Below are 26,515 nucleotides of genomic sequence, written 5' to 3'. Positions count from 1 at the left end.
TTGCCTCTTGTAAAACATAGCCTTTCGGTTTACAATAGAGATATGATAAAAATTGAAACAATACTAGATATTTTAAAAAAAGACCAAAATTTTCGTGAAATCATCGCTGATGGAGACTACTACTTCAACTATCAGGGCTTAACCTTTGATAAGATTAGCTATGATAGTCGTCAAGCTGACAGCAGAACCCTCTTTTTTGTCAAGGGCGAGCACTTCAAGCGGGAATTTTTAGAAAAGGCTGTAGCAGCTGGGCTAGGGTTTTACCTGAGTGAAACTGACTTCGAAGTCGGAATTCCAGTACTCTTGGTCAATGATATTAAACAAGCCATGAGCCTCATTGCTATGGAATTTTACGGTCACCCAGAGCAAAAACTCAAACTTTTGGCGTTCACTGGTACTAAGGGCAAGACCACATCGGCTTATTTCGCTTATAATATTTTAAAACAAAGCCACAAACCGGCCCTGCTTTCTACTATGAATACCACTCTGGACGGCAAAACTTTCTTTAAATCAACCCTGACCACTCCTGAAAGCTTAGACCTCTTTGAGATGATGGCTCAAGCTGTATCCAATGGTCGTACCCATCTCATCATGGAAGTCTCCAGCCAAGCCTATCTTAAAAAGCGGGTCTACGGACTAACCTTTGATGTGGGGGTCTTCCTCAATATCAGCCCTGACCATATCGGCCCGATTGAGCATCCGACTTTTGAAGACTACTTCTACCACAAGAGACTCTTGATGGACAATAGCCGAGCTGTTGTCGTCAATAGTGGCATGGATCATTTTCAAGTTTTGGCTGAGCAAGTGGCCAACTATGACCACGACTTCTATGGAGCAGACTCCGCCAATAGTATTCAAGAATCGCAAGCCTTCTCCTTTGAAGCGCAAGGAAAGTTGGCTGGTGCCTACGATATCCAGCTGATTGGACGCTTCAATCAGGAAAATGCCATTGCTGCTGGCCTAGCCTGCCTACGACTTGGAGCTTCATTGGAAGATATTCAAGCTGGTATTGCCCAGACACGAGTGCCAGGACGCATGGAGGTCTTGACCCAGTCAAACGGCGCCAAGGTCTTCGTGGACTACGCCCACAACGGCGACAGTTTGGCTAAGTTGCTGTCTGTCGTTCAAGAACATCAAAAAGGACAGACTATACTTGTACTAGGGGCTACTGGCAATAAGGGAGAAAGTCGACGCAAGGACTTTGGCCTCCTACTCAATCAGCATCCTGAAATCAAAGTCATTTTGACCGCAGATGATCCAAATCGCGAAGATCCAATTGCTATCGCAAAAGAAATTGCTAGCTACATTTCCTTTGAGGTGGATATGATTGCTGACCGCGAAGAAGCTATCAAAAAAGCCCTCAGCCTAACCAATGCTAAAGGCGATGCAGTCATTCTAGCTGGCAAGGGAGCAGATACCTACCAAATCATCAATGACCAAAAGGTTCCTTATCCCGGTGATTATACACTGGCAGAAAAATACATATAAAAAAGGACTTTCGAGTCCTTTTTATTATCCATTCCACATCACTAAGACGTAGAGCAAGCTGCTGCCTACCATATCAGCAAAGGCGTGTGCCAAAAAGAAAGGCAACAAGTTTTTAACCTTGTATTTATAAAAGAAATAATAGAATAGACCGAAGACCACGCCAATCAGAAAAGCAGAGACTAGCCCCTGATAGGTATGGACAGAAAAGCGAACCAGCGTTGAAAAGCCTAAAACCCACCATTTGCTCTCTTCTTTTACTGATGTTAGCAAGCCTAAGAAAAAGAATTCCTCATAAACACCATTGAAGAGGGAATAAAGAATGACGACAGGTCCCAGTGCAGCTAGTTTGCGAAAAACTTCGACAAAGGTCCAGTCGATATGCTGCAAGATTTCTAAGTCAAAATAATTATAGGAACCGACTAAAGCTGCTATCACATCAGAAGTCAGACCGACAACCGCAAAAATCAAGGGCGCCCAAAGAATAGACCAAGACAAGCGTAGTTTCAGCTGTTTGAAATCATAATGACGGGTGCCTAGATAGACAAGTGCCAACACCAGCAGGAAAACTTGCAATTTCAAATTGCTCAGCAAGGCAAAATTTTCATCCTCTGGTCTGGGCACGATTGCTTGTCCTACAGAGCTGGACATCGTCAGCCAATTTATTGTTGAGGAGTAAATAAATTGACCAAACATAATAATTGCTAAAATCAACATATCGAACCACCTAAGGTTCTCTAGTGGTTGCTCGGGATAGATTTTTTTCAACATTGTCATTCTAATTCCTTTCCCAAATTCTATATACTACTATAGCACAGAACATGGCAAAATGACAGGTGGGGCTGTCTAATTTTTCCCTCATTCTAAAAACTATCAGTCCAATTGGAACACTAGGCATTCCTTGTCAAAGCTAGCCTTCAACTCATACTTGCCAGTCTCATTCTGACGAATGTAACCTAGAATCACCAGACTATCGACAAAAATGTCTCGGCGCTTCTGCAGGAGCTCATCCTTACGGACATACTTGAGGAGGAAAGTCGTCATATACTTGAGGGCATACTCTGGATTCACATCTCCCAAGATAGCATAAAGGGGCTTCTGCTCCTCAGACAGCGGATACTGTCGCTGCATTTTATAAAAATAATTGGACAAGGTCAGTTTATCTCTCTGAAAATCGGTCTTTTCCAGCAGAATAGCCGCATTAGTCTGATTAGCAAGCTGAGTCTCAAAGCTCAAATTCAACAATTCTTGATAGATCGGACTATCATCTCGAATAAAGATTTCCTGATTCAAAGATAGATTTTCTAGTTTCTCCAAAAGCGGGACTTGCTGATAATAGCGCTTATTCTCCCGCCGAATATAGCCCTCCTTGATACATTCCTCCATGAAGCGATCTAGATTGGGAAAGCCCGCAAACTCACGTTTGATTTCTCTTAAAATCACATTATCCTGCTGATCTAGATAATTGATTAGTTTTTCAAATAAGGGCTGTCGTGTCAGCCGAGTCGGATTGAGAATTTTAATCATGGAGCTCTCCTTTAAAAATGAGCTTGGCTGACTGAGCCAACTGACTGGGATTGGTTCCAGGATGTCCTACAGGCACTGCTAAGCCCAATTCCTCATAATAAGCCTGCCAAAACGCAGAAACCACATTTTTACCATCAGCAAACTGCATGGGAATGGTCTCAAAAATTGGCAAAATCTGAGCAATATATTCCGAGCAGTAAAAGCCCTCGCTCTCAGGATAGAAACTAGCATTATAGGACTTTCCCAGATGGGATTTGGCTTCTTTGAAGGCAGCAGAGGCATCTATCTCTGGATAAGCAAAGACATGATAGATGTCCTCTTCTTCCAAAAACTGGCTCAAGGGTTGATGGGCCACTCCCTTTTCCTGCGTTGCATGGTAAATCTCACCATCAAAAAAGATACCCACATGGCTATAGGAGCCCGTTGCTGTCCGAATCGCTGCTGCCATCTCGGATTGGCCGACTGTGAACAGCAGGTCACCATTTTGTAAATCTTGAATCTTCATTTCTCTCGTCTATCAAAAAAGGAGCCGAAACTCCTTTACATGTGTGGAAAACCAGTGTTTCCTATTTTGAGCTACCACTCAGGAAATTAAGCGTTAAAGCTTTCAGTCAACTGAGGTACCACTTGTTTCTTACGTGAAACGGCACCAGCCAAGAAGGCATGGTTATTTTCAAGTTTGAAGTTGAAAGCTGCTTCTACCTTGTCCATGTTTGCGCCAATTGCAAGGATTTCTGAGTTTGAGTTAACGATGTCTGTAATCATCAAAACAAAGTCAGAATAGCCATTTGCTGCAATAGCCGCTTGCATTGCTGCCTCGATTTCTGCTTGGCGTTCCAAAACTTCAGCAATATCAACAGTGTTGACTTGCGCTACACGGACCTTGTTTCCGTTGAGTTCAAAAGTTTTGGCATCAATGTCGATCAATTCTTCCGCAGACTTGCTAGCTAAGTTTGTACCAGCCTTAAGCATAGCAAGACCGTATTCTTCTAAGTTAACACCCGCCAATTCAGCCAATTCTGGTGCAATAGCTTTGTCAGATGGATGAGTTGTTGGTGATTTCAAAAGAAGAGTATCAGAAATCAAACCTGACAACATAAGACCTGCGATTTCTTTTGGAACAGCTACACCGTGCTCCTTGAACATACGGTAAACGATAGAAGAAGCAGATCCCACCGGCTCTAAGCGCATGTAAAGTGGGCTTGCAGTCTCAAAGTTGGCTACACGGTGGTGATCCACAACGCCATAAACTTCCACTTCAGCAATATCTGAAACAGATTGTTGGAATTCATTGTGGTCAGTCAAAATGACTTGCTCAGCCCCTTCTGCCTTAGCAGATGTGATCACACGCGGCGCTTCTACTCCAAAATAATCTAAGACAAAAGCTGTTTCTTCATTTGGCGTTCCAAGTGCAACTACTTCTATATCCAAACCGTAAGCTTCACGCGCTAGGTAAGCAAAAGCATAAGAAGACCCGATTGCATCTGAATCAGGATTTTGATGACCGAAAACTAAAATTTTAGACATGATGAACCTCTTCGTTTTTAATAATATTTATTCCACTTATTTTACCACAATTATGGGCATTTCTCAAAAGCAGAAGGACATTTTCTTGAGAAAAATTGCAGCTTTGCAATAGAAGGCAAAGCTAAACCTTCAAAATAATCAGCCAATCTTAACCTTCGATACAAATATCATCTTCGATGAATGTCCTCCAGAAGAAAGGCTTGCCTTATCATGTTTATTTCCTGTAAAAGAACAAGAAATTTTTATAAAAATCAGCCCTATCATAAGATAGGACTGAAAACTTTATCAATTTAAGGATAGTGGCAATTGTCACTATTGCTTAAGCGACTGTCTTTTCTCACGCTTAGCCAAAATAGGCAAGATGACTCCCAAACTAATCAAGATAATCGGCGTCAAGATATTTGTCATCAGAGAGAAGCGCCAACCTGCTGGATCCGCTGCGTAGTCTACCTTAGGAACCATACCTAAAATGCAGGCAAAGGCTGTGAAGAGGAAGCACCAAGCTCCAATAGCAAAGCCAACTTTTGGATTTTTGGTAAACTTGTACTCTGCATCCTTGTACTTTTTCCAAGCTTTATTGAGCAGCATGTAAGCCACAAATACCCAGAGATAACGCATGGGCATAACGATTGAGTTAAGATTGGTCATCCATTTAACCAGACCATCAATTTCCTTGATTCCAAAGATTGGTAGGACAATCAAGAAGCTGACCAAAATCCCTGTCAAGATGTAACCGTTAATCAGCACACCTTTTGATGTCCGCTTACGTAGCCAGCTTGGAACAAATTCCTCATCAGCATTATTGAGCAAGATTTGTAGAGGAGCATCAATAGAGAAGGCCAAGGCTGCAATCTGTCCGACCATATTGGTCAGGGCATAGATAACGACTAGCACATTGCCCACACCCCAGTAGTTACCCAGCATTTGGAAGGCTTGGTAGGCACCATTGCGCATCAAATCTTCAGGAATATTGCTGCCATCAAAAAGCATACCCATAGCCAGAGAACCTAAAATCGCAGAGGCACCAACCATGATGGCCATGATAATCATTCCTTTTGGAAATTCCTTAGCTGGATTGCGAGTCTGATTAACGTAAGGCGAGATTTTCTCAGCCCCACCGACTGCAAAGACCAAGAGCGAAATAGTCGTAAAATATGAAAAATCAAAATTAGGAATATAAGTGCTTAGCTTGTCCATATTAGCCGTCGCAAATTGCATGTCCGGCTTGATAAAAGGCGCACCAACCGCTAAGAGAACAAAGAGGAAGGACATAATCAGCATGGCACTTCCAGCCAAGCCCCCAATCACTTTAAGTGTGGACAGCCCCTTGGTGGACAAGTAGAGGAAGGCACCGAAAATCAGCAAGCTAAGAATAACAATCCAATGGAAATCCAAGCTGCTCAAAAAATCGCCATTGCCTTGGATAGCCCAACCTAAAGGAATCAAAACTCCCTGCGGCTTTTGAGCCAAATAGGGGATATGTACGACCCAGTAAGTCCAAGCTGCAAAATAAGCCAAGCGCTTGGTAGAAGTCTTTTCAACCCATGCACTAACACCGCCGCCACTTTCCTTGAAGGTCGATCCCAACTGCCCTACAATCAAAGCATAAGGAATAAAGTAAATGGCTAGGATAAGAATCCAAGAAACAACAACCGAAATCCCCTGTTGGGAGTAGTTATTGACTACGTTTCCCAGCCCCCAAACCATGTTAAAGGCAATCAGGGAAACCATCAGCCAAGTCAGCTGGTTCTGATCTTTTTTCATCATATCATCTCCTTTGAATATAAAATAAATAGATCCGTAATATTATAACATGTTTTAAAGATTTTGTAACCGTCTTCACCACATTTTGTCCAAAAAAAGAACTACCCGCAGGTAGTTCAATTCATATTCTTAAAGTGAGTTTACATCAACTTTGATACCAGGACCTTGAGTTGTTGTGATAGACAAGTTTGTTACGTAAGTTCCTTTAGCTGTAGCTGGTTTTGCTTTTTGAATTGTTTCATTGAAAGCTTTGAAGTTTTCAACCAATTTTTCAGCTTCAAATGATACTTTACCGATGATTGCTTGAACGTTACCTGCACGGTCAGCACGGTAAGTGATCTTACCACCTTTAGACTCTTCAACTGCTTTAGCAACATCCATCGTTACAGTACCAGTTTTAGGGTTTGGCATCAAGTTACGTGGTCCAAGGACACGTCCAAGACGTCCAACAAGAGCCATCATGTCAGGTGTAGCGATAACTACATCAAAGTCCAACCAACCGTCGTTAATTTTCGCAACGAGGTCATCTTCACCAACGAAGTCTGCACCTGCAGCTTTTGCTTCTTCAGCTTTTGCACCACGTGCGAAAACAAGAACGCGTGAAGTTTTACCAGTACCGTTTGGCAATACCATTGCGCCACGGATTTGTTGGTCAGCTTTTTTAACGTCGATGTTCAAGTTGTAAGCAACTTCTACAGTTGCGTCAAATTTTGCAAAGTTAGTTTCTTTTGCAAGTGCTACAGCTTCTTCTACACTGTATGCTTTTGTGCTGTCGATTTTCTCAAGAGCAGCACGAAGTTGTTTGCTTTTTTTAGCCATTTTCTATTCTCCTTGTAAGTGGTTCAATCGATTTTCATCTCCCACGTCACTCCTCGAAATGATGAAGTCTTGCGGGTTATATTGGGGGTGTTATTGATTAGTCAACAACAGTGAATCCCATAGAACGAGCAGTACCTTCGATCATACGCATTGCAGACTCAATGTTTGCTGCGTTCAAATCTGGCATCTTAGTTTCTGCAATTTCTTGTACTTGTGCACGAGTAACTGTAGCAACTTTCGTTTTGTTAGGTGTACCTGATCCTTTTTCAACACCTGCAGCTTTTTTCAAAAGAACAGCAGCTGGTGGTGTCTTTGTAACGAAAGTAAATGATTTGTCTTCGTATACTGAGATAACAACTGGAATGATCATACCAGCTTGGTCAGCTGTACGAGCGTTGAACTCTTTTGTGAATCCCATGATGTTGATACCAGCTTGACCAAGAGCAGGTCCAACCGGTGGAGCTGGAGTAGCTTTACCAGCAGGGATTTGCAATTTTACAAGTTTTTCGACTTTTTTAGCCATTTTTAAATCCTCCTTTGTGGTTTTGGCGGTAATTAGAGATTTTTACCTCCCACAAGTATGCTTTTTGCATACTTTTCTATTATACACTAATCTTTTCAAAATGCAAGAAAAATTCTTATATTTTCTCGTTTTTATGGTAAAATAGTTACATGGTATTATTAAAAATTGCTTCTGTATTATTTATCTTTTTAACACTTATCTTATCGATTATCGCGGTGAAGGTCTTCAGGCTAAGAAAATTTGGCTTGAATTTTGCAGATTTGGCTTTCCCTTTTTTTGCTATAGAGTTGTATATCATTTCAGACAAGGCCTTCTACCATAGTCTTTTACCCCACCTATTATTAGTATTGTCTGGCCTAGCTATCGCCATCACAGCTTATTTTCTTAGGAAAAAACGGACTTTCTACTATCCCAAGTTCTTTAAATTCTTCTGGCGGGCTGGTTTTATCTTAACCTTCTTTATGTACCTAGCCATGGTCATCGCTCTCTTTTTATAAATGTAAAACACACCCCATCGGGCAAAGCCGATGGGTTTTCATATGCAAATCTTATGAATTATTCTTCTGTTGAGAAACAAAGCCCCTCCGATTCTCCTAGTTTTATTCATGAATCTCTAGAGGCAAGCCATCTGGATCAAAGAAGAAAGCCATCTTACGGCCGTCAAAGTCGTCATAGCGCAGATCGGTATGGGGAATCTCCAATCGGTCAAATTCCGCTAGCATTTCTTCGACATCTGTCACTCGGAAAGCCAGATGCCGCAACCCAGTATGTTCTGGAGCTGGCAAGGCTGGCCGCTTGGGAGCTTCTTCCTTGATGAAAATTTCCAGCGTCAGATTTCCTTTGCGGACATTAAAGAGAATGTCCTGCTTGTCGGGTCGATGGTGCTCATCCAGCATGTCAAAGCCCAGCTTTTCCACATAAAAATCCTTAGTCTTGTCATAATCATGGCCAATAATCGCAATATGGTGAATGCTATCTAGTTTCATAACTTTTTCCTTTCATTCTTCAGTAGAGAAAATCTGCCGGCTAACTGCTGGCAGATTTGTATTTTCAGGATATTATTCTTGTTAACCAACTGCTCGGGAAAATGTTTAACTTGTCTGCAACACTTTTCTCGGCTTCGTTCCTTCGGCTGGACCGATAACACCTGCTGCTTCCAGCTCTTCCATGAGACGAGTAGCCCGATTAAAGCCGACCGAGAGTCGCCGCTGGATCATAGAGGCGCTGGCTTTCTGAGTCTCGATAACCAAGGCCTTGGCTTCCTCAAAGAGAGGATCGCCTTCATCATCGCCCCCGCCAGTATCCAAATCACTTTCAGATACTTCGCCTGGATCAAAACTATCGTCATAATCAGCTTCAGCTTGATTCTTGACAAAAGCTACGATACGCTCCACATCTTCATCTGAGATAAAGGAGCCCTGCAGACGAACTGGGTGGTTTTCATCAATCGGCTTAAAGAGCATATCGCCACGTCCCAAAAGCTTTTCTGCTCCATTTTCGTCTAGAATGGTCCGACTATCTGTCCCGCTGGACACAGCAAAGGCAATACGAGACGGCACATTGGCCTTAATCAGACCAGAGATAACATCCACAGATGGCCGCTGGGTAGCTAGAATCATGTGAATCCCAGCCGCACGCGCTTTCTGTCCCAGACGGATAATGGCGTCTTCCACTTCCTTGCTAGCCACCATCATAAGGTCTGCCAGCTCGTCCACGATGACGACGATTAAAGGCAGGGGCACTTGCTTATACTCTGACTGAGCATTGTACTCAGCTACTTTAGCATTGTAGCCAGCGATATTACGGGCACCGACCTTGGAGAAGAGTTCATAGCGATTTTCCATTTCGTCTACAACCTTCTGCAGAGCGCGGCTGGCCTTGCGAGGATTGGTCACAACGGGGATAAGCAAGTGGGGAATGTCATTATAAACAGACAGCTCCACCATCTTAGGATCCACCATCATAAACTTGACTTCATCGGGCCTGGCTTTCATGAGAATGCTGGCGATAATACCGTTGACGGCCACAGATTTACCAGATCCAGTAGAGCCAGCCACCAAGAGGTGAGGCATCTTAGCCAAGTCAAAGGAACGGACAGAGCCGTTGACAGCCTTCCCAAGTGGGATTTCTAGGAGCTTGCTGGCATCTGTCTTCGACTGTTCCCAAAGTTCTCGGAAAGTCACAGTCGCGATTTCAGAGTTAGGTACCTCAATCCCGACCAGGGATTTCCCAGGAATGGGTGCCTCGATCCGCACATCCTTAGCAGCTAGGGCAAGAGCCAAATCATCAGCCAAATTGGAAATCCGATTGACACGAACACCGACAGCTGGCTTAACCTCGTACTTGGTGACAGAAGGTCCGATTTCAGCTCGCTCGACAGTAACCTTAATCCCAAAGCTAGCAAATGTTTCTTCCAAAATCTTGATATTCTCTCGGACAATCCTCTTTTCCTTGGACTGATTTTTAGGCTTGTCAGGCGCAAAGAGATTGATAGTCGGTAGTTTATAGTCTAGATTTTCTTTAGCTGTAAAATCCACTTCTACATCTGTGTCCGCCTCTGCTTCTTCTATTTCCTCTTCTCGGCCAAAGCCTAGTTGCTCATGAGGATCATACTCTCCCGATTCAGCATATTCCGCCTCATCAAAGTCTATTGGCGAATAGGACAAATCCTCACCATCTAAAATCTCCCCCGTTTCAGGATCCACTTCAGTCTCTGCCTGCTCTACCTCAATGGCTTGCATAGCTGCCTGTGCAGCTTTCTCCTCCTGCTCAAGAAAACGAAGCTGACGTTTTTCTTCCTCTTTTTCTCTCCAGTTTTGGAAAGCCAAGCTAAATTTCTCAGCAAGATCATAAAGCGACCATGGACTCATGAGCAGAGCCCCCAACAAAATCAGGAGCAGACCAATGAAATAGGAGCCGATATTTGAAAAAAGAAAAGAAATCGGAGCATAAAGAGCCGCCCCAATCAGCCCCCCACCAGCAAATGAGGTCACTTTAAAGGCCATCAAATCTGTCAGGACTCGCGTAAGCGTCGTGGATAAAACCTGACCTTTCAAATGCAAAACATGAACAAAATAGGCTTGAAAAATTAAGCTTAGTCCTAAGAAAAAGCTGATAAAGCCCGAGATCTTCCCCTCATGTTTGTGCAGCCACTTAAAGAAAAAGAGATAAAACAAGGCAGCTAGAATCGCCACATAAGCCAGACTCCCTACCAGAACCCGAATTAAATTATAAATGGTGACTCCAAAAGCGCCCAGCTTCAAAGCAGCAAACAACAAAGCGATAGCCAAAACAAAGGTGACTATCATCCGTCGAATCGCTTTCTGTCTTTCTAATTCCGCTTTTGTCGGCCGTCTCGTAGTCCGACCGTTTCTTGTATTTTTCTTATTTGCCATAACTTTCATTATACCATATTTTAAGATCTACTAAAGAGAAAACTAGCTGCCTTTTGCAACTAGTTTCCGCTTTATTCCTCTGGCAAAATCAACCAGAAAATGAGGTAGGGAAGAAGTCCAATTCCATAAGGGAAAAAGGAGACTCCCCAGATGACACGGATGATGACCGGATCTATATTAAAATACCGAGCTAGGCCGGAGCAAACTCCCGCAATGATTTTATCGTCAGCACTTCTTGTTAAACGTCTTGCCATAATTAAACTCCCTTCAACTACATTACAAATTTTTGTTAGATTAAACGAATGATTCTTGTCTTATTCTACCATAATTTTCCCTAAAATAATTGTCGGAACTTCACTATCGTCCTCAAAATCTTCGACTTGTCTTAACCAAGGAAAGGTTTTTGGATACGGCCTAGTATAAAACGCGAGAACGGACCAACCAAGAAAAAGTTAAGGGAAACAGCCATTACAAAATTTGTTTCCCAAGTTCCCAAATAAAGTTCCATTGACAAGGACACACCCTAATATTTTGCCAGCGCTTATGATGATCTTTCAAAAAACGAACGGCCAGTTCTTTGACCAAGGGGCCTACTAAAAGAACATTTATTAGAAAGGCCGCTATAAAACCAGATGAACAATATAACTTCTTTAAAATTCTAGGTATAAGCGCTCCATTTCTGATGTATCACATTCAATCTATCTTAAATATTTTTTCTCGTAAGCAGAAATTTCAAGAAAGTGTTTCTATAGCTCAGATTGGTAATCTTTAGCTATTTTTGCTAGACTATTTAGAAGAAAATATCGGAAAGGAGAATAGTATGCGAGCAGGTGTGATTGTCTACAATCCTTTCTTGGACAAGATTTTGCTGATTCACCGCTGGAAGAATGGACAAGAGTATTTCGTGATTCCCGGTGGGACTATCGAACTTGGAGAAGGACCTTTAGAAGCCGTCTTACGGGAAATGAAAGAAGAAGTCAATCTTAGCTTTTCTGCTGACCAGCTGCACACAGCTTTTTCCTTTAACAATCAGGGAAAAGAGGAGTATTATTTCTACACCAGTCTAAGTACGGCTGAGACTCCCCTCATGCAGGGCGAGGAAGCCCAGCGCAGTAGTCTCCAAAACATTTACCAGCCCGAATGGATCAGCTTGCAAGAACTTTACAACCACAATCTGCGTCCAGAAAGCCTCAAATCCCTGCTCTTGGAATTACTGACGCAGGAAAGTTTGAAAAACTAAAGCACTTATAGTAAAATAGCAATAGTTCATAAACTTATGCATAGAAAGGTTATTTATGAAAAAAATCATTCTTTTTAGTCTTTTATCTGCACTTGCTCTGACAGGCTGCTCCACTAAAGAAGATTCTACTACCAAGTCCTCCAATGCTCCTAAGCAGTCTTCTGCTACCGATACCAGTTCTGAGGCAGCTGAAGCTCAAAAACTCCGTGAACAGTACAAGGATGCCATGACCAATGAAAATGCCAACTTCCCACAATTATCTACAGAAGTTGCCGAAGATGAGGCTGAAGTCAAGATTATCACAACACAAGGAGACATTCGCCTCAAGCTGTTTCCTAAATACGCTCCTTTAGCTGTCGAAAATTTTCTGACACATGCAAAGGAAGGCTATTATGACGGTGTGATTTTCCACCGCGTTATCAATGATTTCATGATTCAGACCGGCGATCCTAAAGGAGATGGCACGGGTGGCGAATCCATTTGGAAAGGCAAGAATGAGTCTATTGACTCAGGAAATGGCTTCAAAAATGAATATTCTCCTTACCTCTACAACTTGCGCGGTGCACTAGCCATGGCTAATGCTGGAAAAGACACCAACGGCAGTCAATTTTTCATCAACCAAAGCAAGAAAGACTTATCCAAACAATTACCGACCGACACCTTCCCAGCTAAAATCATTGAAGCTTACAAAAACGGCGGAAATCCAAGCCTTGACGGCGGCTATACCGTCTTTGGTCAAGTTATTGAAGGAATGGACGTAGTAGACAAAATCGCTGCCACAGAAACTGGCGATAAAGATAAACCCAAAACAGATATTAAAATCGAAAAGATTGAAATTATAAAAGAATAGGAAAAAGTCAACTCGAGTTCTCTCATCTTATGAGTTAGGTCTTAGTGTCAACAAAACAAAAAACCAGTCCCCAAAAGAGGACTGGTTTTACTATGTATTTTTCTAATCATACAGCAGCTCAACTCCACTTTTAAAGTGAGATATGTAGCTTCTAACTTTTGAGAATAAGGTAGACGCTGAGTCTGCACTTAGATTTTACTGGACATAATTACCACCTGTAAAATGATAATACTCTTCCAGTGTGAGACCAGATTCGGAAATTTCCTTGGCCTCTTTTCCTACATAGCGTAAATGCCAACTTTCAGGCACATAGCCAGTAGACCCCTCCTTGCCAACAGGATAGCGTACTACAAAACCATATTTATAGGCATTGTCCAAGAGCCACTGACTAGCTCCAGCTTCTTCAACCAGATTGCCGCTACTATCAATCAGATCAAATGCTAAACCAGTTTGGTGCTCGCTGTAGCCTGGTCTTGCCGAATAGCGATCAGCCGCAGCTAGTCCATCTCGATTCACATAACTTTGATAAAGGCCGACCTGAGTTTGATAGCTACGAAAACCGCTATATTGGTTGCTGATAGGATAACCTTTGGACTGCATATCTGCGATTAACTTAAGTAGTTCTGCTTTAGCAGTCGGATCCTCACCTGGATTGTAATCAGCTGATAATGGATAGTGTTTATTGGCGATGACTATTTCGTCATATTTCCCTTGAACGCTATAGTAGCTTCCGTTGTAAGAAACATTTTTATCAACAGTTACGTCCTGCTTTTGCTCCTTCTTAGACTCCGCACTATCCGATTCACTCCTTGTATCTTGGCTAGATGACCGGTCTTTTTCAGCCTCTTTTTTTTCAACAGATACCTTTGAGCTACTTGCCTGCTTGTTTGTACTACTTTCAGTCTTGTCTTTGGCTGCTGAGCAAGCACTTAAAAGCAAGACTGCCATTGCTAGAAAAATAACTTTATTATATTTCATTGTATTCCACTAACTTTCTGAAACTTCAATATTGTAGATTGCAAAGGAATTTCCAGTCGGCTTCAAATAGTAAGTTTTATTTTTTCGATTGACACTATTTGGAGTACTATCAATATAGTGAACTGTATAGTCCTCATAAGTCGTCACAATATAAGAGCCGTTCTCCTCTCTCACTTCACGGATATCCAAAGCTCCTGGATCGTAATAATCAATTTTCGCCTTCTTGACACCACCACCTGTAGTCCACTCAACCATCTCTTTGTATGATGGACTAGAAGTGTCATAATATTGAGCATAATAATTAGAACGATTAGAGACCGATCTGAAAACAGCCGTGCGATATTCGCTAAGGAAATTAGTGATTTTTGCCTTGTTAGCTTCTACCTTTTTAGCTTCTTCGTCCTTTTCTTTGATCTTATCTGTCACTTCTTTAGGTAAAGATAAAGCAACATCAAGCGTGTCTCCCTTGACAACAATACTTTCCTTGTTGGTTACAAAAGTGTTATCAGCAACAACAAACTTAGCATAAACTTCCAGTTCTTGATGTGGTACAACTTGAATATCTGTTTCTAAGCTACTACCAATTTCCTTGCCATTTACAACAATTTTAAGGTCTGTTGCATTTGAAGCTTCTGCTGGCATAGTAACCTTCAATCGTTTCTTTTCAGACTTAAGATCCAATTTAATTTCATTATTCTTAGCAGTTGCTAAATCAAGCTGGATCTTACTCTCAATCTCTCCGACTTCCGTCTTCCCTTTCAGGGTAAATTCCTGCTTGATAAAATGATATTTGCCAATATTCGTCTCAGCATTATTACTCAAAGGAAGGCTTTTCTTATCTCCTGCTTTGATGCTCGCATTGTCTAAGTTCGTGTTAACCTTCACCTCTACTGGATAGGCCACTATTTGATATTCCTGAAAAATCCCAAATTTTTTGCTTTTTTCAGTTACACCTAAAAGTTTATTCTGATTGTCATCAATATAGGCTGATTTTCCCTTTGACTTAGCAATGTTGTCCAGCTCGGTCTCAATATTGATTTCTTGACTCTCTAAGTGCTCGACTAAAGCCCTCGCATCTGCACGTGTCCACTTATCTGAATTCGTAGAGAGAAGGTCTGCGATTCCATCATAATCTTTTTTAGTAACCGCTTTTGCAAAATCATCCGTAACAACTTTAACACCTGTCACTGAGCTCAAATAAAGAAAGGCTGCCAACAAAACAAAAAGTAGAATAAGAGGAAAAGCAATCATCACGGCCTTCTTCTTCGACATTCTTTTTTCTGCTTTTTTTATTGCTTTCTGTGGTAATTCCGAATCCAGTAATTCAGAGCGAATAGGTAGATTAAGAAAACCTTGATTTCGTGCTTCTAAAAATTCCTCTTTAGTCGGCTTTCTACCAATATTCGTCTCGAAAGCTTGTAGCCAATTTTCCCGTTGCTCTTGGTATTGATCCGATTCTGAAATCTCTTTCTTTTCTTCTTTAGGAGAAGCCTCAACAAATTCTTCTTTGAGAAACTCTACAGCTGGCTCCTCTTGCCCCAAATTTTGTTCCTGAGTCACCGAGCTTTGCTTCTCTTCAGCTAGCCTATCGTTACTTTGTCCTGCAGGAGCCGCAATAGAAATAATCTTCTTGGGATCAAAGTCAGAACGTTTTCCTTCTAAAAACTCATCTGCGGTTGGCTTTCTACCAATGACTTGCTCAAAAAGCTCAACCCATTTTTCTTTCGTTGCCATAAATCACCTCCCAGAACTTTACATCATCATAAGACTCATCAGTAATGAGAAAGCGATGAAAGTAAAGATAAATGTAATCACACTATTGACAATAATTGCCAGTAAATATTTATAAAAAGGATCCATTGACGTGCTAGATTTTGAATAAATCAAAGCAAAGGTTGCACCGACCCCAATTAACACTAAGCCAATCCATGCTAGGAAGAGGGATACAGACATAATCCCAAGTAAGCTAAATAAAGCAGAAAGAGCCACAAAAGGTAAGACAATCGCATAGAGTCTGCCATACCAGTCAAATGCCTTATTAAAGCTAAAGCTTCCATCCTTATAGACCATGCGTTTTACAGCAAAGCCTCCTAAAATAATGGAGAAAAGAACGAGGGCTGCCGCTATCAGTGAGACCAAGAAAAGTCTAAAATCAAAAGTCGGACCACTGTAAAAGCCAAAACTCACCGAAGAAATAATATTATAAAAATTATAATTCACCACAATAGCTGCAAAGAAAACAGTCAATCCTAGGGAAAGATAGCCATTTAATTTATTACTTTCAACTTCTGAAGTTGGCGACTTCCAAGCAGAAACAAGCCAAGCCCAGAAACCTTTCATTGTTTTAGAAAATTCACTTGGTTGCGCCGGCTGTTGCTGACTGTAATATGCCTGTGACCCGTGCTGAAAATTCTGCCCATTGAACTGACTTTGCTGATTGTTTTGATAGACTTGCTGGTTAAAGCTTTGCGGACCAGAAGATTGAGGCTGTCCAACAAACTGGTTAGGTTGCCCACCATTTGGCTGTTGATAAGGATGGCTCTGCTGGGCAAATGATTGTATTTGATTAGCAAATTGATTTTGGTTAAGCTGTTGCTGAGGAAGCTCTTGATATTGCTGCCCAGTTGGCTGAGTGGACGATGCCTGCCCATTCTGTTCCTTAAAACTATTTTGCGGCTGAACATAATATTCACCGTTTGAAGCTCCTCCTTGTGCTGGAACAGAGTCTGATATGATTGAGCCAGTTTCACTTCCAACTTGGTTCGTACTTGTCACCTCAGGTTCCACAAATTCACCAGCCAGCAAAGCTTGAGAAATTTCTGTATCCGTTGCTGAACGACCATTCACAGCTTCAAAATATTCGAGCCAATCTTGCTTTAACATATAAAAGTCTCCCATCAATAAATGATTATCCTCATATTAGTATACAAAAAATCAGGTAAAAATTCAATCAAGGCAATAGGCACGCATAAATAGCAAAAAATATGAAGTAAGCCAAATACTTTAATCAAAAAGTAAAAAGACCACATCCTATATGGATACTATCTAATTTACGAAAACTTATAAATTATAGAGACATTATGGAAAAGCAAAAAACCAGAACCCATAAAATAAAAAACAACAGCATATAGCCGTTGTCTTTTATGAATTAGCATATCGGGAAGACAGGATTCGAACCTGCGACACCTTGGTCCCAAACCAAGTACTCTACCAAGCTGAGCTACTTCCCGATCATAAGTCATAAGTAAAACGGAGTCATATGACCTCGTTTCCATTCATGCACCCTAGAGGAGTCGAACCTCTAACCGCCTGATTCGTAGTCAGGTACTCTATCCAGTTGAGCTAAGGGTGCCCTGTCGCATATCCGCTATGCCGAGGACCGGAATCGAACCGGTACGATCGTTACCAATCGCAGGATTTTAAGTCCTGTGCGTCTGCCAGTTCCGCCACCCCGGCCTCAAAGCGAACGACGGGATTCGAACCCGCGACCCCCACCTTGGCAAGGTGGTGTTCTACCACTGAACTACGTTCGCATCTCTATCCAAAAAAAATGCCGGCTACATGACTTGAACACGCGACCCTCTGATTACAAATCAGATGCTCTACCAACTGAGCTAAGCCGGCTCATTTATATTTCTATGCGGGTTAAGGGACTTGAACCCCCACGCCCTAAAGCGCCAGATCCTAAATCTGGTGCGTCTGCCAATTCCGCCAAACCCGCGCTTATGACCCGTACTGGGCTCGAACCAGTGACCCTTTGATTAAAAGTCAAATGCTCTACCAACTGAGCTAACGAGTCTTTCTTCTTGAAACTGTCTAACAATTCCAACGGTCCCGACGGGAATCGAACCCGCGATCTTCGCCGTGACAGGGCGACGTGATAACCGCTACACTACGGGACCTATATGGGAGTTAACGGGATCGAACCGCTGACCCTCTGCTTGTAAGGCAGATGCTCTCCCAGCTGAGCTAAACTCCCAAAAAGGAAGTACTCCGACTTCCTATCCTGCTAAGCGACTACCATATCTCACAGGGGGCAACCCCCAACTACTTCCGGCGTTCTAGGGCTTAACTTCTGTGTTCGGCATGGGTACAGGTGTATCTCCTAGGCTATCGTCACTTAACTTGCTGAATTAACTTGCAATATCTTATTGCCTTGTCAACTCAAAATTGAATAACTACTCAAAGCTCACAATACTTGCCAAAAGCTGCGCTCAATGAAAATTGGATAAGTCCTCGAGCTATTAGTATTAGTCCGCTACATGTGTCGCCACACTTCCACTCCTAACCTATCTACCTGATCTTCTCTCAGGGCTCTTACTAACTTGCGTTATGGGAAATCTCATCTTGAGGTGGGTTTCACACTTAGATGCTTTCAGCGTTTATCCCTTCCCTACATAGCTACCCAGCGATGCCTCTGGCGAGACAACTGGTACACCAGCGGTAAGTCCACTCTGGTCCTCTCGTACTAGGAGCAGATCCTCTCAAATTTCCTACGCCCGCGACGGATAGGGACCGAACTGTCTCACGACGTTCTGAACCCAGCTCGCGTGCCGCTTTAATGGGCGAACAGCCCAACCCTTGGGACCGACTACAGCCCCAGGATGCGACGAGCCGACATCGAGGTGCCAAACCTCCCCGTCGATGTGAACTCTTGGGGGAGATAAGCCTGTTATCCCCAGGGTAGCTTTTATCCGTTGAGCGATGGCCCTTCCATGCGGAACCACCGGATCACTAAGCCCGACTTTCGTCCCTGCTCGAGTTGTAGCTCTCGCAGTCAAGCTCCCTTATACCTTTACACTCTGCGACTGATTTCCAACCAGTCTGAGGGAACCTTTGGGCGCCTCCGTTACCTTTTAGGAGGCGACCGCCCCAGTCAAACTGCCCGTCAGACACTGTCTCCGATAGGGATCACCTATCCGGGTTAGAGTGGCCATAACACAAGGGTAGTATCCCAACAACGCCTCCATCGAAACTGGCGTCCCGATCTCATAGGCTCCTACCTATCCTGTACATGTGGCACAGACACTCAATATCAAACTGCAGTAAAGCTCCATGGGGTCTTTCCGTCCTGTCGCGGGTAACCTGCATCTTCACAGGTACTAAAATTTCACCGAGTCTCTCGTTGAGACAGTGCCCAAATCATTACGCCTTTCGTGCGGGTCGGAACTTACCCGACAAGGAATTTCGCTACCTTAGGACCGTTATAGTTACGGCCGCCGTTTACTGGGGCTTCAATTCATACCTTCGCGTTACCGCTAAGCACTCCTCTTAACCTTCCAGCACCGGGCAGGCGTCACCCCCTATACATCATCTTACGATTTAGCAGAGAGCTGTGTTTTTGATAAACAGTTGCTTGGGCCTATTCACTGCGGCTGACCAAAGTCAGCACCCCTTCTCCCGAAGTTACGGGGTCATTTTGCCGAGTTCCTTAACGAGAGTTCTCTCGCTCACCTGAGGCTACTCGCCTCGACTACCTGTGTCGGTTTGCGGTACGGGTAGAGTATGATACAACGCTAGAAGCTTTTCTTGGCAGTGTGACATCACTCACTCGCTACTAAACTTCGCTCCCCATCACAGCTCAACGTTACAGGTATAAGCATTTGACTCATACCACGCCTCACTGCTTAGACGTACATCCATTCGTACGCACGAGTTAGCCTACTGCGTCCCTCCATCACTTCATACTCTAGTACAGGAATATCAACCTGTTGTCCATCGGATACACCTTTCGGTCTCTCCTTAGGTCCCGACTAACCCAGGGCGGACGAGCCTTCCCCTGGAAACCTTAGTCTTACGGTGGATGGGATTCTCACCCATCTTTCGCTACTCATACCGGCATTCTCACTTCTATGCGTTCCAGCGCTCCTCACGGTACACCTTCGCCACACATAGAACGCTCTCCTACCATACCTATAAAGGTATCCACAGCTTCGGTAAATTGTTTTAGCCCCGGTACATTTTCGGCGCAGGGTCACTCGACTAGTGAGCTATTACGCACTCTTTGAATGAATAGCTGCTTCTAAGCTAACATCCTAGTTGTCTGTGCAACCCCACATCCTTTTCCACTTAACAATTATTTTGGGACCTTAGCTGGTGGTCTGGGCTGTTTCCCTTTCGACTACGGATCTTAGCACTCGCAGTCTGACTGCCGACCATAATTCATTGGCATTCGGAGTTTATCTGAGATTGGTAATCCGGGATGGACCCCTCACCCAAACAGTGCTCTACCTCCAAGAATCTTTATGTCGACGCTAGCCCTAAAGCTATTTCGGAGAGAACCAGCTATCTCCAAGTTCGTTTGGAATTTCTCCGCTACCCACAAGTCATCCAAGCACTTTTCAACGTGCCCTGGTTCGGTCCTCCAGTGCGTTTTACCGCACCTTCAACCTGCTCATGGGTAGGTCACATGGTTTCGGGTCTACATCATGATACTAATTCGCCCTATTCAGACTCGGTTTCCCTACGGCTCCGTCTCTTCAACTTAACCTCGCATCATAACGTAACTCGCCGGTTCATTCTACAAAAGGCACGCTCTCACCCATTAACGGGCTCGAACTTGTTGTAGGCACACGGTTTCAGGTTCTATTTCACTCCCCTTCCGGGGTACTTTTCACCTTTCCCTCACGGTACTGGTTCACTATCGGTCACTAGGGAGTATTTAGGGTTGGGAGATGGTCCTCCCAGATTCCGACGGGATTTCGCGTGTCCCGCCGTACTCAGGATTCTGCTAGGTACAGATTCTATTTAAAATACGAGGCTCTTACTCTCTTTGGCTGACCTTCCCATGTCATTCTTCTATAAAATCTGAGTCCACATTGCAGTCCTACAACCCCGAAGAGTAAACTCTTCGGTTTGCCCTCCTGCCGTTTCGCTCGCCGCTACTAAGGCAATCGCTTTTGCTTTCTCTTCCTGCAGCTACTTAGATGTTTCAGTTCACTGCGTCTTCCTCCTCATCTCCTTAACAGAGATGGGTAACAGGTAGTACCTGTTGGGTTCCCCCATTCGGACATCCCCGGATCTGCGCTTACTTACAGCTCCCCGAGGCATTTCGTCGTTTGTCACGTCCTTCTTCGGCTCCTAGTGCCAAGGCATCCACCGTGCGCCCTTACTAACTTAACCTTATTTTTGACCTTTCAGTCTTAAACTCATTAATATTCACAGCGTTTCGGTTTATTTTCTTGTTACTATTTGATATAGTTATTCAATTTTCAATGGACAAGTTTAGAATAGTCATCACTATCCTAATGGAGCCTAGCGGGATCGAACCGCTGACCTCCTGCGTGCAAAGCAGGCGCTCTCCCAGCTGAGCTAAGGCCCCACAAGACCTCTCAAAACTAAACATGACGACCAATGGCTTCCGTTTTTCCTTAGAAAGGAGGTGATCCAGCCGCACCTTCCGATACGGCTACCTTGTTACGACTTCACCCCAATCATCTATCCCACCTTAGGCGGCTGGCTCCTAAAAGGTTACCTCACCGACTTCGGGTGTTACAAACTCTCGTGGTGTGACGGGCGGTGTGTACAAGGCCCGGGAACGTATTCACCGCGGCGTGCTGATCCGCGATTACTAGCGATTCCGACTTCATGTAGGCGAGTTGCAGCCTACAATCCGAACTGAGACTGGCTTTAAGAGATTAGCTTGCCGTCACCGACTTGCGACTCGTTGTACCAGCCATTGTAGCACGTGTGTAGCCCAGGTCATAAGGGGCATGATGATTTGACGTCATCCCCACCTTCCTCCGGTTTATTACCGGCAGTCTCGCTAGAGTGCCCAACTGAATGATGGCAACTAACAATAAGGGTTGCGCTCGTTGCGGGACTTAACCCAACATCTCACGACACGAGCTGACGACAACCATGCACCACCTGTCACCGGTGTGCCGAAGCAAAATCCTATCTCTAGGACGGGCACCGGGATGTCAAGACCTGGTAAGGTTCTTCGCGTTGCTTCGAATTAAACCACATGCTCCACCGCTTGTGCGGGCCCCCGTCAATTCCTTTGAGTTTCAACCTTGCGGTCGTACTCCCCAGGCGGAGTGCTTAATGCGTTAGCTGCGGCACTGAGTCCCGGAAAGGACCCAACACCTAGCACTCATCGTTTACGGCGTGGACTACCAGGGTATCTAATCCTGTTTGCTCCCCACGCTTTCGAGCCTCAGCGTCAGTTACAGACCAGAGAGCCGCTTTCGCCACCGGTGTTCCTCCATATATCTACGCATTTCACCGCTACACATGGAATTCCACTCTCCCCTTCTGCACTCAAGTTAAACAGTTTCCAAAGCGTACTATGGTTAAGCCACAGCCTTTAACTTCAGACTTATCTAACCGCCTGCGCTCGCTTTACGCCCAATAAATCCGGACAACGCTCGGGACCTACGTATTACCGCGGCTGCTGGCACGTAGTTAGCCGTCCCTTTCTGGTAAGATACCGTCACAGTGTGAACTTTCCACTCTCACACTCGTTCTTCTCTTACAACAGAGCTTTACGATCCGAAAACCTTCTTCACTCACGCGGCGTTGCTCGGTCAGACTTCCGTCCATTGCCGAAGATTCCCTACTGCTGCCTCCCGTAGGAGTCTGGGCCGTGTCTCAGTCCCAGTGTGGCCGATCACCCTCTCAGGTCGGCTATGTATCGTCGCCTTGGTGAGCCGTTACCCCACCAACTAGCTAATACAACGCAGGTCCATCTGGTAGTGGTGCAATTGCACCTTTTAATTGACTATCATGCAATAGTCAATGTTATGCGGTATTAGCTATCGTTTCCAATAGTTATCCCCCGCTACCAGGCAGGTTACCTACGCGTTACTCACCCGTTCGCAACTCATCCAGAAGAGCAAGCTCCTCCTTCAGCGTTCTACTTGCATGTATTAGGCACGCCGCCAGCGTTCGTCCTGAGCCAGGATCAAACTCTCATTAAAAGTTTGAGTTCTCACTCATTTCTGTCACTGACAGATTTATTGTTTTTTCTTTGTTCAGTACTACAACATATGTTGTAGCGCCCTGCACATTGGTTCGTCTTGTTCAGTTTTCAAAGGTCTTTATCGCTCTCTCAAGCGACAACTATATCAGTATATCACCTATCTATCCCCTTGTCAACACTTTTTTGAAATTTTTTTATCTTTTTTTCATCTTTTCTTCCTAACACCTCTATAACTACCTATAACTCAATAAATTAAAAGGGAAAGCCAACCTCTCCCTCTTACCTCTCCCCTATCCACTATATCACCGTGCTGCTAAAATCGCTTAAATATTCCTCTAACTCTCGCAATATTCTTTTACGTCCCTTAAAGCGCTCATCGCCTAGTAAAAATTTGTATCCACAGACACTAACTTAAATATGATCAAAATTGTAAAGTTGAGGATAGTGTTCGCACTCTGGATTTTTGGGATGGCAAATAGCCCGACCAAAGTAGATCATAGCCTGATGCGCAGCTAACCAACGTTCAGGTGGGAGAACGTCCATAACACGTTTTTCAACTTCTAAAGGACTTGCTGACTTTTTGACAATATCGTGGTGTTTACAAATGCGTTCAACATGCGTATCAACGGCAAAAGCTGGGATACCAAACCCTACACTCATGACCACGTTAGCTGTCTTACGCCCCACCCCAGCTAAAGTTTCTAATTCTTCCCGAGTCTGAGGCACCTGTCCATTGAAATCGTCCAAGAGTTGCTGGGCGCATTTTTTTAGAAACTTGGCCTTATTTCGATAAAGTCCTAAGCGTGAAATGTGCTTGGCAATATCCGCCTCGGATGCTGCTGCCATAGCTTCTGGAGTAGGATAAGCTAAAAATAGATTTGGTGTAGCTTTATTAACTGCAGCATCTGTCGTTTGAGCGGATAACATGACTGCCACGAGTAGCTCAAAGTGATTTCTAAAATCTAAACTCGGTTTGGCATCAGGAAATAGGGCAATGATCTCCTCGATGACATGGCGTGCTCGTTTTTTTGATAAAACCATCAGTAATACAATCTCCTTTGTTTGTTCTATATTATAGCATAAATTGATAAAGAAAAAGCCGAGCGAGCTCGACCTTTCTTAGACTGTTTTTTCAACTTTTAGGATTTTGACGTCATAACTGCCAACTGGTGTTTCTACTGTTGCAATATCACCAGTCTTCTTACCAATCAATGCTTGACCAATTGGGCTTTCATTTGAAACTTTTCCAGCAAAAGCATCCGCACCAGCTGAACCAACGATAATGTATACTTCTTCTTCAGTCTCACCGACTTCTTGAATAGTAACAGTTTTACCGATGGCAACTTCATCTTTAGCAACTGAATCGCTATCAACAATCACAGCATAGCGAATTTTAGTCTCTAGACTTGAAATTTGTCCTTCAACGAAAGCCTGCTCATCCTTTGCTGCTTCATATTCACTATTTTCTGATAAATCTCCGTAAGAACGAGCAATTTTAATACGTTCTACTACTTCTGGACGTCGAACCAATTTCAATTCTTCTAATTCTTGTTCTAATTTTTCCTTTTCTACAAGGGTCATAGGATAAGTTTTTTCAGCCATTACTTTATTTTCTCTCTTCTTTCTATTTTTTGATAAAACAAAATTATGTGGAAAACCACATAATTTAGTTAGAACTTTCACCTGATTGGTTTAATTTGCTATTAACGTGTTCTTCCACATTCTTAGCGTGTTCTTCGTAGGTATTTGCAAAATATACAGCCCCTGTCTCCACATTTGCTACAAAATACAAGTACTCTGTCTTACTTGGATTAATAGTAGCTTCGATAGCAGACAGGCTTGGACTATCTACTGGACCAGGCATCAAACCTTGCTTCTTGTACACATTATAAGGCGAGTCAAGATTTGTATTAATTTCAGCATCTTCTTTAAGAGTTGTCTTTTGACCAAGTTTTCCTTGAGCATAAAGAAGCGCAATATTGCTCTGAAGTGGCATAGCTTGGTTCAAACGATTATAAAAGACGCTCGCAATATCTTTGCGATCCTGATCAGTTGATCCCTCTTTTTCAACTAAAGAGGCAAGGGTTAAAACATCATTGACCGTCAGATTCTTAGACTCAATTGTTGAGTAATACTGCGATAGATTGGTATTCATAGCAGCCAACATTTGGTCAATCAGTTCTTCAACCGTGGTTTCTTTTCCATAATCATAAGTAGCTGGGAAAAGATAACCTTCAAGACGATATTTAACACCACTATCCTTGCTCGGCAAAGTTGCTAGAAGCTGCGGATATTTAGCTGCCATTTTTGCAATAAAATCTTCATCTTGAGCTTTATTTAGAAAATCTTCCTTGCTGAATGGTGTTTTAGTATTCTTGTTCGCAGTTTTTGCAGCATTGACAGTAGTTGCTTCGGCAATCTGCTCCAAGGTGTATCCTTCAGGAATTGTTATCTTGCCAAGAACTGGAGGCTGTGGTGTATCTGTTCCACCTTCTTGTAATTGCTTAGCAATCGTGTCTAAGTCCATACTCTTTTGAAGATTATAGTAACCAGATTGGAAATTACCATAACTTCTGATTTTTGAATAAAGATTAAAGACTTGAGCGTTCTTAATCAGGCCTTTCTTTTCTAAAATCTCTCCGATTTGTTTGGTGCTAGAACCAGCAGGAATTTCCACTGTCACATACTCTGCTGATTTGGCATCTACTGGTTTCAGCGCTGAAGAGACATAATTGTATCCTACAAAACCAGTAATACCAAGGCCCAATAGGAAAAGCACCAAGACTGTCATCACGATTCGATTGGCTAGGCCGTTTTTACGTTTTTTCTTTTTACTACTATTGGTACGATCTGCACGTGAACGTTTCTTTCCATGAGCAACATCTCTACGGCTTAGCGTTGGTTCTGCAGTAGAAAAGTCTTTTTTTACTTCTCTTTCATCTGTAGTGTTTGAATCAGCTAACACTGTTTCTTTTATCTCACCTGCAACTGGTACTGCCTTTTCTTGATAAGCTTCTGAATGAGGTACAGAAGTTTGAACCTCTCCAGACTCTATATTTTCCTTCTTAGCAACATCAGCTTGTCCTGGTCCATCAAAATTTGATGGAACTTCTGAAATCGTAGAATTACGAACTATATTTTCTAGCACATCTGCCTGAGTATGAACCGTAGGCTCGCTTTGTTCCACTGACTCTTCTACTTTGATCTTACTAGGTTCTTCCTCTACTGAAGTATCCTTCTCTAGAACCTCATGAGATTTTTCAACAGCAGAAACGAGAGATTCCAAGCTCTCCGCCAATTCCATTTCTTTACCTAAAAGAGGCTGCGCTTCTTCCTGAACTGAGTGATTTTGGGTACCATTGGCTGCTGCCAACTCATTCAAAATTTTCTCTTTAAAACTCAGCGTCTTTTCGTTATCCTGTGAATTTTCAGTCAAAAACTTGATCTCCTTCTTCATAATCCCTAACATTATATCTTAAAAGTC

At 43.2% G+C, this 26,515-nt stretch carries 20 protein-coding genes, 10 tRNA genes and 3 rRNA genes; 4 read left to right on the top strand and 29 right to left on the bottom strand.

The annotated features are described in order from the left end of the window. The first annotated feature begins 42 nt into the window (after window positions 1-42). The gene (locus tag HBA50_RS02880) at window positions 43-1,488 is read left to right on the top strand and encodes a UDP-N-acetylmuramoyl-L-alanyl-D-glutamate--L-lysine ligase (RefSeq protein ID WP_045501018.1); all 1,446 of its coding nucleotides are present in this window, start codon (window positions 43-45) and stop codon (window positions 1,486-1,488) included. Window positions 1,489-1,512: 24 nt separating this feature from the next. Here the strand turns inward: HBA50_RS02880 and HBA50_RS02875 are convergent, their stop codons facing one another. The 7 genes from HBA50_RS02875 to rplK all read right to left on the bottom strand — a co-directional run bounded on the left by HBA50_RS02875 (window position 1,513) and on the right by rplK (window position 7,645). Continuing rightward, entirely contained in the window at window positions 1,513-2,262 is a 750-nt protein-coding gene (locus tag HBA50_RS02875; protein WP_045501016.1) for a CPBP family intramembrane glutamic endopeptidase, read from the bottom strand. A 96-nt stretch (window positions 2,263-2,358) separates the two neighbouring features. Further along, the gene (locus tag HBA50_RS02870) at window positions 2,359-3,012 is read right to left on the bottom strand and encodes a DUF1803 domain-containing protein (protein WP_045501014.1); all 654 of its coding nucleotides are present in this window, start codon (window positions 3,010-3,012) and stop codon (window positions 2,359-2,361) included. Continuing rightward, a complete protein-coding gene (locus tag HBA50_RS02865) occupies window positions 3,005-3,517 on the bottom strand; it encodes a YiiX/YebB-like N1pC/P60 family cysteine hydrolase (RefSeq protein ID WP_045501012.1) in 513 nt (170 codons plus the stop codon). The genes HBA50_RS02870 and HBA50_RS02865 overlap by 8 nt, the downstream gene beginning before the upstream one ends. Window positions 3,518-3,603: 86 nt before the next feature. Further along, window positions 3,604-4,539: a manganese-dependent inorganic pyrophosphatase gene (locus tag HBA50_RS02860; RefSeq protein WP_045501010.1), complete on the bottom strand. Its 936-nt coding sequence runs from the start codon at window positions 4,537-4,539 to the stop codon at window positions 3,604-3,606. Window positions 4,540-4,851: 312 nt separating this feature from the next. Next, window positions 4,852-6,303, bottom strand: coding sequence for an APC family permease (locus HBA50_RS02855; RefSeq protein ID WP_045501008.1), 1,452 nt, complete (start codon window positions 6,301-6,303; stop codon window positions 4,852-4,854). A gap of 129 nt (window positions 6,304-6,432) precedes the next feature. Continuing rightward, complete coding sequence (gene rplA, locus HBA50_RS02850; protein WP_045501006.1) at window positions 6,433-7,122, bottom strand: 50S ribosomal protein L1; 690 nt, start codon at window positions 7,120-7,122, stop codon at window positions 6,433-6,435. A 97-nt stretch (window positions 7,123-7,219) separates the two neighbouring features. Continuing rightward, window positions 7,220-7,645 (bottom strand): 50S ribosomal protein L11, encoded by a 426-nt coding sequence (gene rplK, locus HBA50_RS02845; protein ID WP_001085808.1) that lies wholly within the window; start codon window positions 7,643-7,645, stop codon window positions 7,220-7,222. A 149-nt stretch (window positions 7,646-7,794) separates the two neighbouring features. On the opposite strand from rplK, the gene HBA50_RS02840 reads away from it, so the two are divergent. Next, the gene (locus HBA50_RS02840; protein ID WP_005589256.1) at window positions 7,795-8,142 is read left to right on the top strand and encodes a DUF3397 family protein; all 348 of its coding nucleotides are present in this window, start codon (window positions 7,795-7,797) and stop codon (window positions 8,140-8,142) included. Window positions 8,143-8,244: 102 nt separating this feature from the next. On the opposite strand, the gene gloA2 is transcribed toward HBA50_RS02840, so the two are convergent. The 3 genes from gloA2 to HBA50_RS02825 form a co-directional block, all read right to left on the bottom strand. Next, window positions 8,245-8,631 (bottom strand): SMU1112c/YaeR family gloxylase I-like metalloprotein, encoded by a 387-nt coding sequence (gene gloA2 / locus HBA50_RS02835; protein ID WP_045501000.1) that lies wholly within the window; start codon window positions 8,629-8,631, stop codon window positions 8,245-8,247. A 105-nt stretch (window positions 8,632-8,736) separates the two neighbouring features. After that, window positions 8,737-11,040 (bottom strand): DNA translocase FtsK, encoded by a 2,304-nt coding sequence (locus HBA50_RS02830; RefSeq protein ID WP_045500997.1) that lies wholly within the window; start codon window positions 11,038-11,040, stop codon window positions 8,737-8,739. Window positions 11,041-11,111: 71 nt separating this feature from the next. Continuing rightward, window positions 11,112-11,294 carry a PspC domain-containing protein gene (locus HBA50_RS02825; RefSeq protein WP_045500996.1) on the bottom strand — a complete coding sequence of 61 codons (183 nt, stop codon included), beginning with the start codon at window positions 11,292-11,294 and terminating at the stop codon, window positions 11,112-11,114. A 566-nt stretch (window positions 11,295-11,860) separates the two neighbouring features. Here HBA50_RS02825 and HBA50_RS02820 point away from each other — a divergent pair. Next, window positions 11,861-12,280: an NUDIX hydrolase gene (locus tag HBA50_RS02820; RefSeq protein WP_045500994.1), complete on the top strand. Its 420-nt coding sequence runs from the start codon at window positions 11,861-11,863 to the stop codon at window positions 12,278-12,280. Between the two features lie 55 nt (window positions 12,281-12,335). Further along, window positions 12,336-13,130 carry a peptidylprolyl isomerase gene (locus HBA50_RS02815; RefSeq protein ID WP_045500992.1) on the top strand — a complete coding sequence of 265 codons (795 nt, stop codon included), beginning with the start codon at window positions 12,336-12,338 and terminating at the stop codon, window positions 13,128-13,130. A gap of 195 nt (window positions 13,131-13,325) precedes the next feature. Here HBA50_RS02815 and ldcB read toward each other — a convergent pair whose 3' ends face one another. From ldcB to mltG, 19 genes are all read right to left on the bottom strand, one after another. After that, on the bottom strand, window positions 13,326-14,108 hold the full coding sequence (gene ldcB / locus HBA50_RS02810) for an LD-carboxypeptidase LdcB/DacB (protein WP_045500990.1): 783 nt from the start codon (window positions 14,106-14,108) through the stop codon (window positions 13,326-13,328). Window positions 14,109-14,117: 9 nt separating this feature from the next. Further along, window positions 14,118-15,842, bottom strand: a complete 1,725-nt coding sequence (locus HBA50_RS02805; protein ID WP_045500988.1) for a TcaA second domain-containing protein — start codon at window positions 15,840-15,842, stop codon at window positions 14,118-14,120. 18 nt (window positions 15,843-15,860) lie between these two features. Next, window positions 15,861-16,991: a DUF6574 domain-containing protein gene (locus HBA50_RS02800; protein ID WP_045500986.1), complete on the bottom strand. Its 1,131-nt coding sequence runs from the start codon at window positions 16,989-16,991 to the stop codon at window positions 15,861-15,863. A gap of 273 nt (window positions 16,992-17,264) precedes the next feature. Then, window positions 17,265-17,338, bottom strand: a tRNA-Pro gene (locus HBA50_RS02795). A 48-nt stretch (window positions 17,339-17,386) separates the two neighbouring features. Beyond that, window positions 17,387-17,460 (bottom strand) — tRNA-Arg (locus tag HBA50_RS02790). A gap of 18 nt (window positions 17,461-17,478) precedes the next feature. Then, window positions 17,479-17,564, bottom strand: a tRNA-Leu gene (locus tag HBA50_RS02785). A gap of 5 nt (window positions 17,565-17,569) precedes the next feature. Further along, a tRNA-Gly gene (locus HBA50_RS02780) sits at window positions 17,570-17,641 on the bottom strand. Between the two features lie 18 nt (window positions 17,642-17,659). Continuing rightward, a tRNA-Thr gene (locus tag HBA50_RS02775) sits at window positions 17,660-17,732 on the bottom strand. Window positions 17,733-17,747: 15 nt separating this feature from the next. Then, window positions 17,748-17,829 (bottom strand) — tRNA-Leu (locus HBA50_RS02770). 5 nt (window positions 17,830-17,834) lie between these two features. Next, window positions 17,835-17,907, bottom strand: a tRNA-Lys gene (locus HBA50_RS02765). 30 nt (window positions 17,908-17,937) lie between these two features. Then, window positions 17,938-18,010, bottom strand: a tRNA-Asp gene (locus HBA50_RS02760). 4 nt (window positions 18,011-18,014) lie between these two features. Continuing rightward, window positions 18,015-18,087 (bottom strand) — tRNA-Val (locus HBA50_RS02755). A gap of 29 nt (window positions 18,088-18,116) precedes the next feature. After that, window positions 18,117-18,232 (bottom strand): 5S ribosomal RNA (rrf, locus tag HBA50_RS02750). A gap of 100 nt (window positions 18,233-18,332) precedes the next feature. Continuing rightward, a 23S ribosomal RNA gene (locus HBA50_RS02745) occupies window positions 18,333-21,230 on the bottom strand. A 126-nt stretch (window positions 21,231-21,356) separates the two neighbouring features. Next, a tRNA-Ala gene (locus tag HBA50_RS02740) sits at window positions 21,357-21,429 on the bottom strand. Window positions 21,430-21,482: 53 nt separating this feature from the next. Then, window positions 21,483-23,029: ribosomal RNA gene (locus HBA50_RS02735) — 16S ribosomal RNA — on the bottom strand. The 16S, 23S and 5S rRNA genes sit together here with 10 tRNA genes alongside, the layout of an rRNA operon. A gap of 413 nt (window positions 23,030-23,442) precedes the next feature. Further along, window positions 23,443-24,072, bottom strand: coding sequence for an endonuclease III (gene nth / locus HBA50_RS02725; protein ID WP_045500922.1), 630 nt, complete (start codon window positions 24,070-24,072; stop codon window positions 23,443-23,445). A 78-nt stretch (window positions 24,073-24,150) separates the two neighbouring features. Next, complete coding sequence (gene greA / locus HBA50_RS02720; protein ID WP_005592281.1) at window positions 24,151-24,633, bottom strand: transcription elongation factor GreA; 483 nt, start codon at window positions 24,631-24,633, stop codon at window positions 24,151-24,153. 64 nt (window positions 24,634-24,697) lie between these two features. Then, window positions 24,698-26,467: an endolytic transglycosylase MltG gene (gene mltG / locus HBA50_RS02715; RefSeq protein ID WP_080940905.1), complete on the bottom strand. Its 1,770-nt coding sequence runs from the start codon at window positions 26,465-26,467 to the stop codon at window positions 24,698-24,700. Window positions 26,468-26,515: the final 48 nt, after the last annotated feature.

It is taken from the genome of Streptococcus cristatus ATCC 51100 (assembly GCF_011612585.1).
Taxonomy (GTDB): domain Bacteria; phylum Bacillota; class Bacilli; order Lactobacillales; family Streptococcaceae; genus Streptococcus; species Streptococcus cristatus_H.
Note: the sequence above shows the minus strand (reverse complement) of the source record. Positions and strands in the feature narration are given on the sequence as shown.

Excerpts from the sequence above, each read along its gene's own strand:
- HBA50_RS02880 (WP_045501018.1), top strand. The coding sequence starts at position 43 with ATGATAAAAATTGAAACAATACTAGATATTTTAAAAAAAGACCAAAAT.
- HBA50_RS02875 (WP_045501016.1), bottom strand. The coding sequence starts at position 2,262 with ATGACAATGTTGAAAAAAATCTATCCCGAGCAACCACTAGAGAACCTT.
- HBA50_RS02870 (WP_045501014.1), bottom strand. The coding sequence starts at position 3,012 with ATGATTAAAATTCTCAATCCGACTCGGCTGACACGACAGCCCTTATTT.
- HBA50_RS02865 (WP_045501012.1), bottom strand. The coding sequence starts at position 3,517 with ATGAAGATTCAAGATTTACAAAATGGTGACCTGCTGTTCACAGTCGGC.
- HBA50_RS02860 (WP_045501010.1), bottom strand. The coding sequence starts at position 4,539 with ATGTCTAAAATTTTAGTTTTCGGTCATCAAAATCCTGATTCAGATGCA.
- HBA50_RS02855 (WP_045501008.1), bottom strand. The coding sequence starts at position 6,303 with ATGAAAAAAGATCAGAACCAGCTGACTTGGCTGATGGTTTCCCTGATT.
- rplA (WP_045501006.1), bottom strand. The coding sequence starts at position 7,122 with ATGGCTAAAAAAAGCAAACAACTTCGTGCTGCTCTTGAGAAAATCGAC.
- rplK (WP_001085808.1), bottom strand. The coding sequence starts at position 7,645 with ATGGCTAAAAAAGTCGAAAAACTTGTAAAATTGCAAATCCCTGCTGGT.
- HBA50_RS02840 (WP_005589256.1), top strand. The coding sequence starts at position 7,795 with ATGGTATTATTAAAAATTGCTTCTGTATTATTTATCTTTTTAACACTT.
- gloA2 (WP_045501000.1), bottom strand. The coding sequence starts at position 8,631 with ATGAAACTAGATAGCATTCACCATATTGCGATTATTGGCCATGATTAT.
- HBA50_RS02830 (WP_045500997.1), bottom strand. The coding sequence starts at position 11,040 with ATGGCAAATAAGAAAAATACAAGAAACGGTCGGACTACGAGACGGCCG.
- HBA50_RS02825 (WP_045500996.1), bottom strand. The coding sequence starts at position 11,294 with ATGGCAAGACGTTTAACAAGAAGTGCTGACGATAAAATCATTGCGGGA.
- HBA50_RS02820 (WP_045500994.1), top strand. The coding sequence starts at position 11,861 with ATGCGAGCAGGTGTGATTGTCTACAATCCTTTCTTGGACAAGATTTTG.
- HBA50_RS02815 (WP_045500992.1), top strand. The coding sequence starts at position 12,336 with ATGAAAAAAATCATTCTTTTTAGTCTTTTATCTGCACTTGCTCTGACA.
- ldcB (WP_045500990.1), bottom strand. The coding sequence starts at position 14,108 with ATGAAATATAATAAAGTTATTTTTCTAGCAATGGCAGTCTTGCTTTTA.
- HBA50_RS02805 (WP_045500988.1), bottom strand. The coding sequence starts at position 15,842 with ATGGCAACGAAAGAAAAATGGGTTGAGCTTTTTGAGCAAGTCATTGGT.
- HBA50_RS02800 (WP_045500986.1), bottom strand. The coding sequence starts at position 16,991 with ATGTTAAAGCAAGATTGGCTCGAATATTTTGAAGCTGTGAATGGTCGT.
- nth (WP_045500922.1), bottom strand. The coding sequence starts at position 24,072 with ATGGTTTTATCAAAAAAACGAGCACGCCATGTCATCGAGGAGATCATT.
- greA (WP_005592281.1), bottom strand. The coding sequence starts at position 24,633 with ATGGCTGAAAAAACTTATCCTATGACCCTTGTAGAAAAGGAAAAATTA.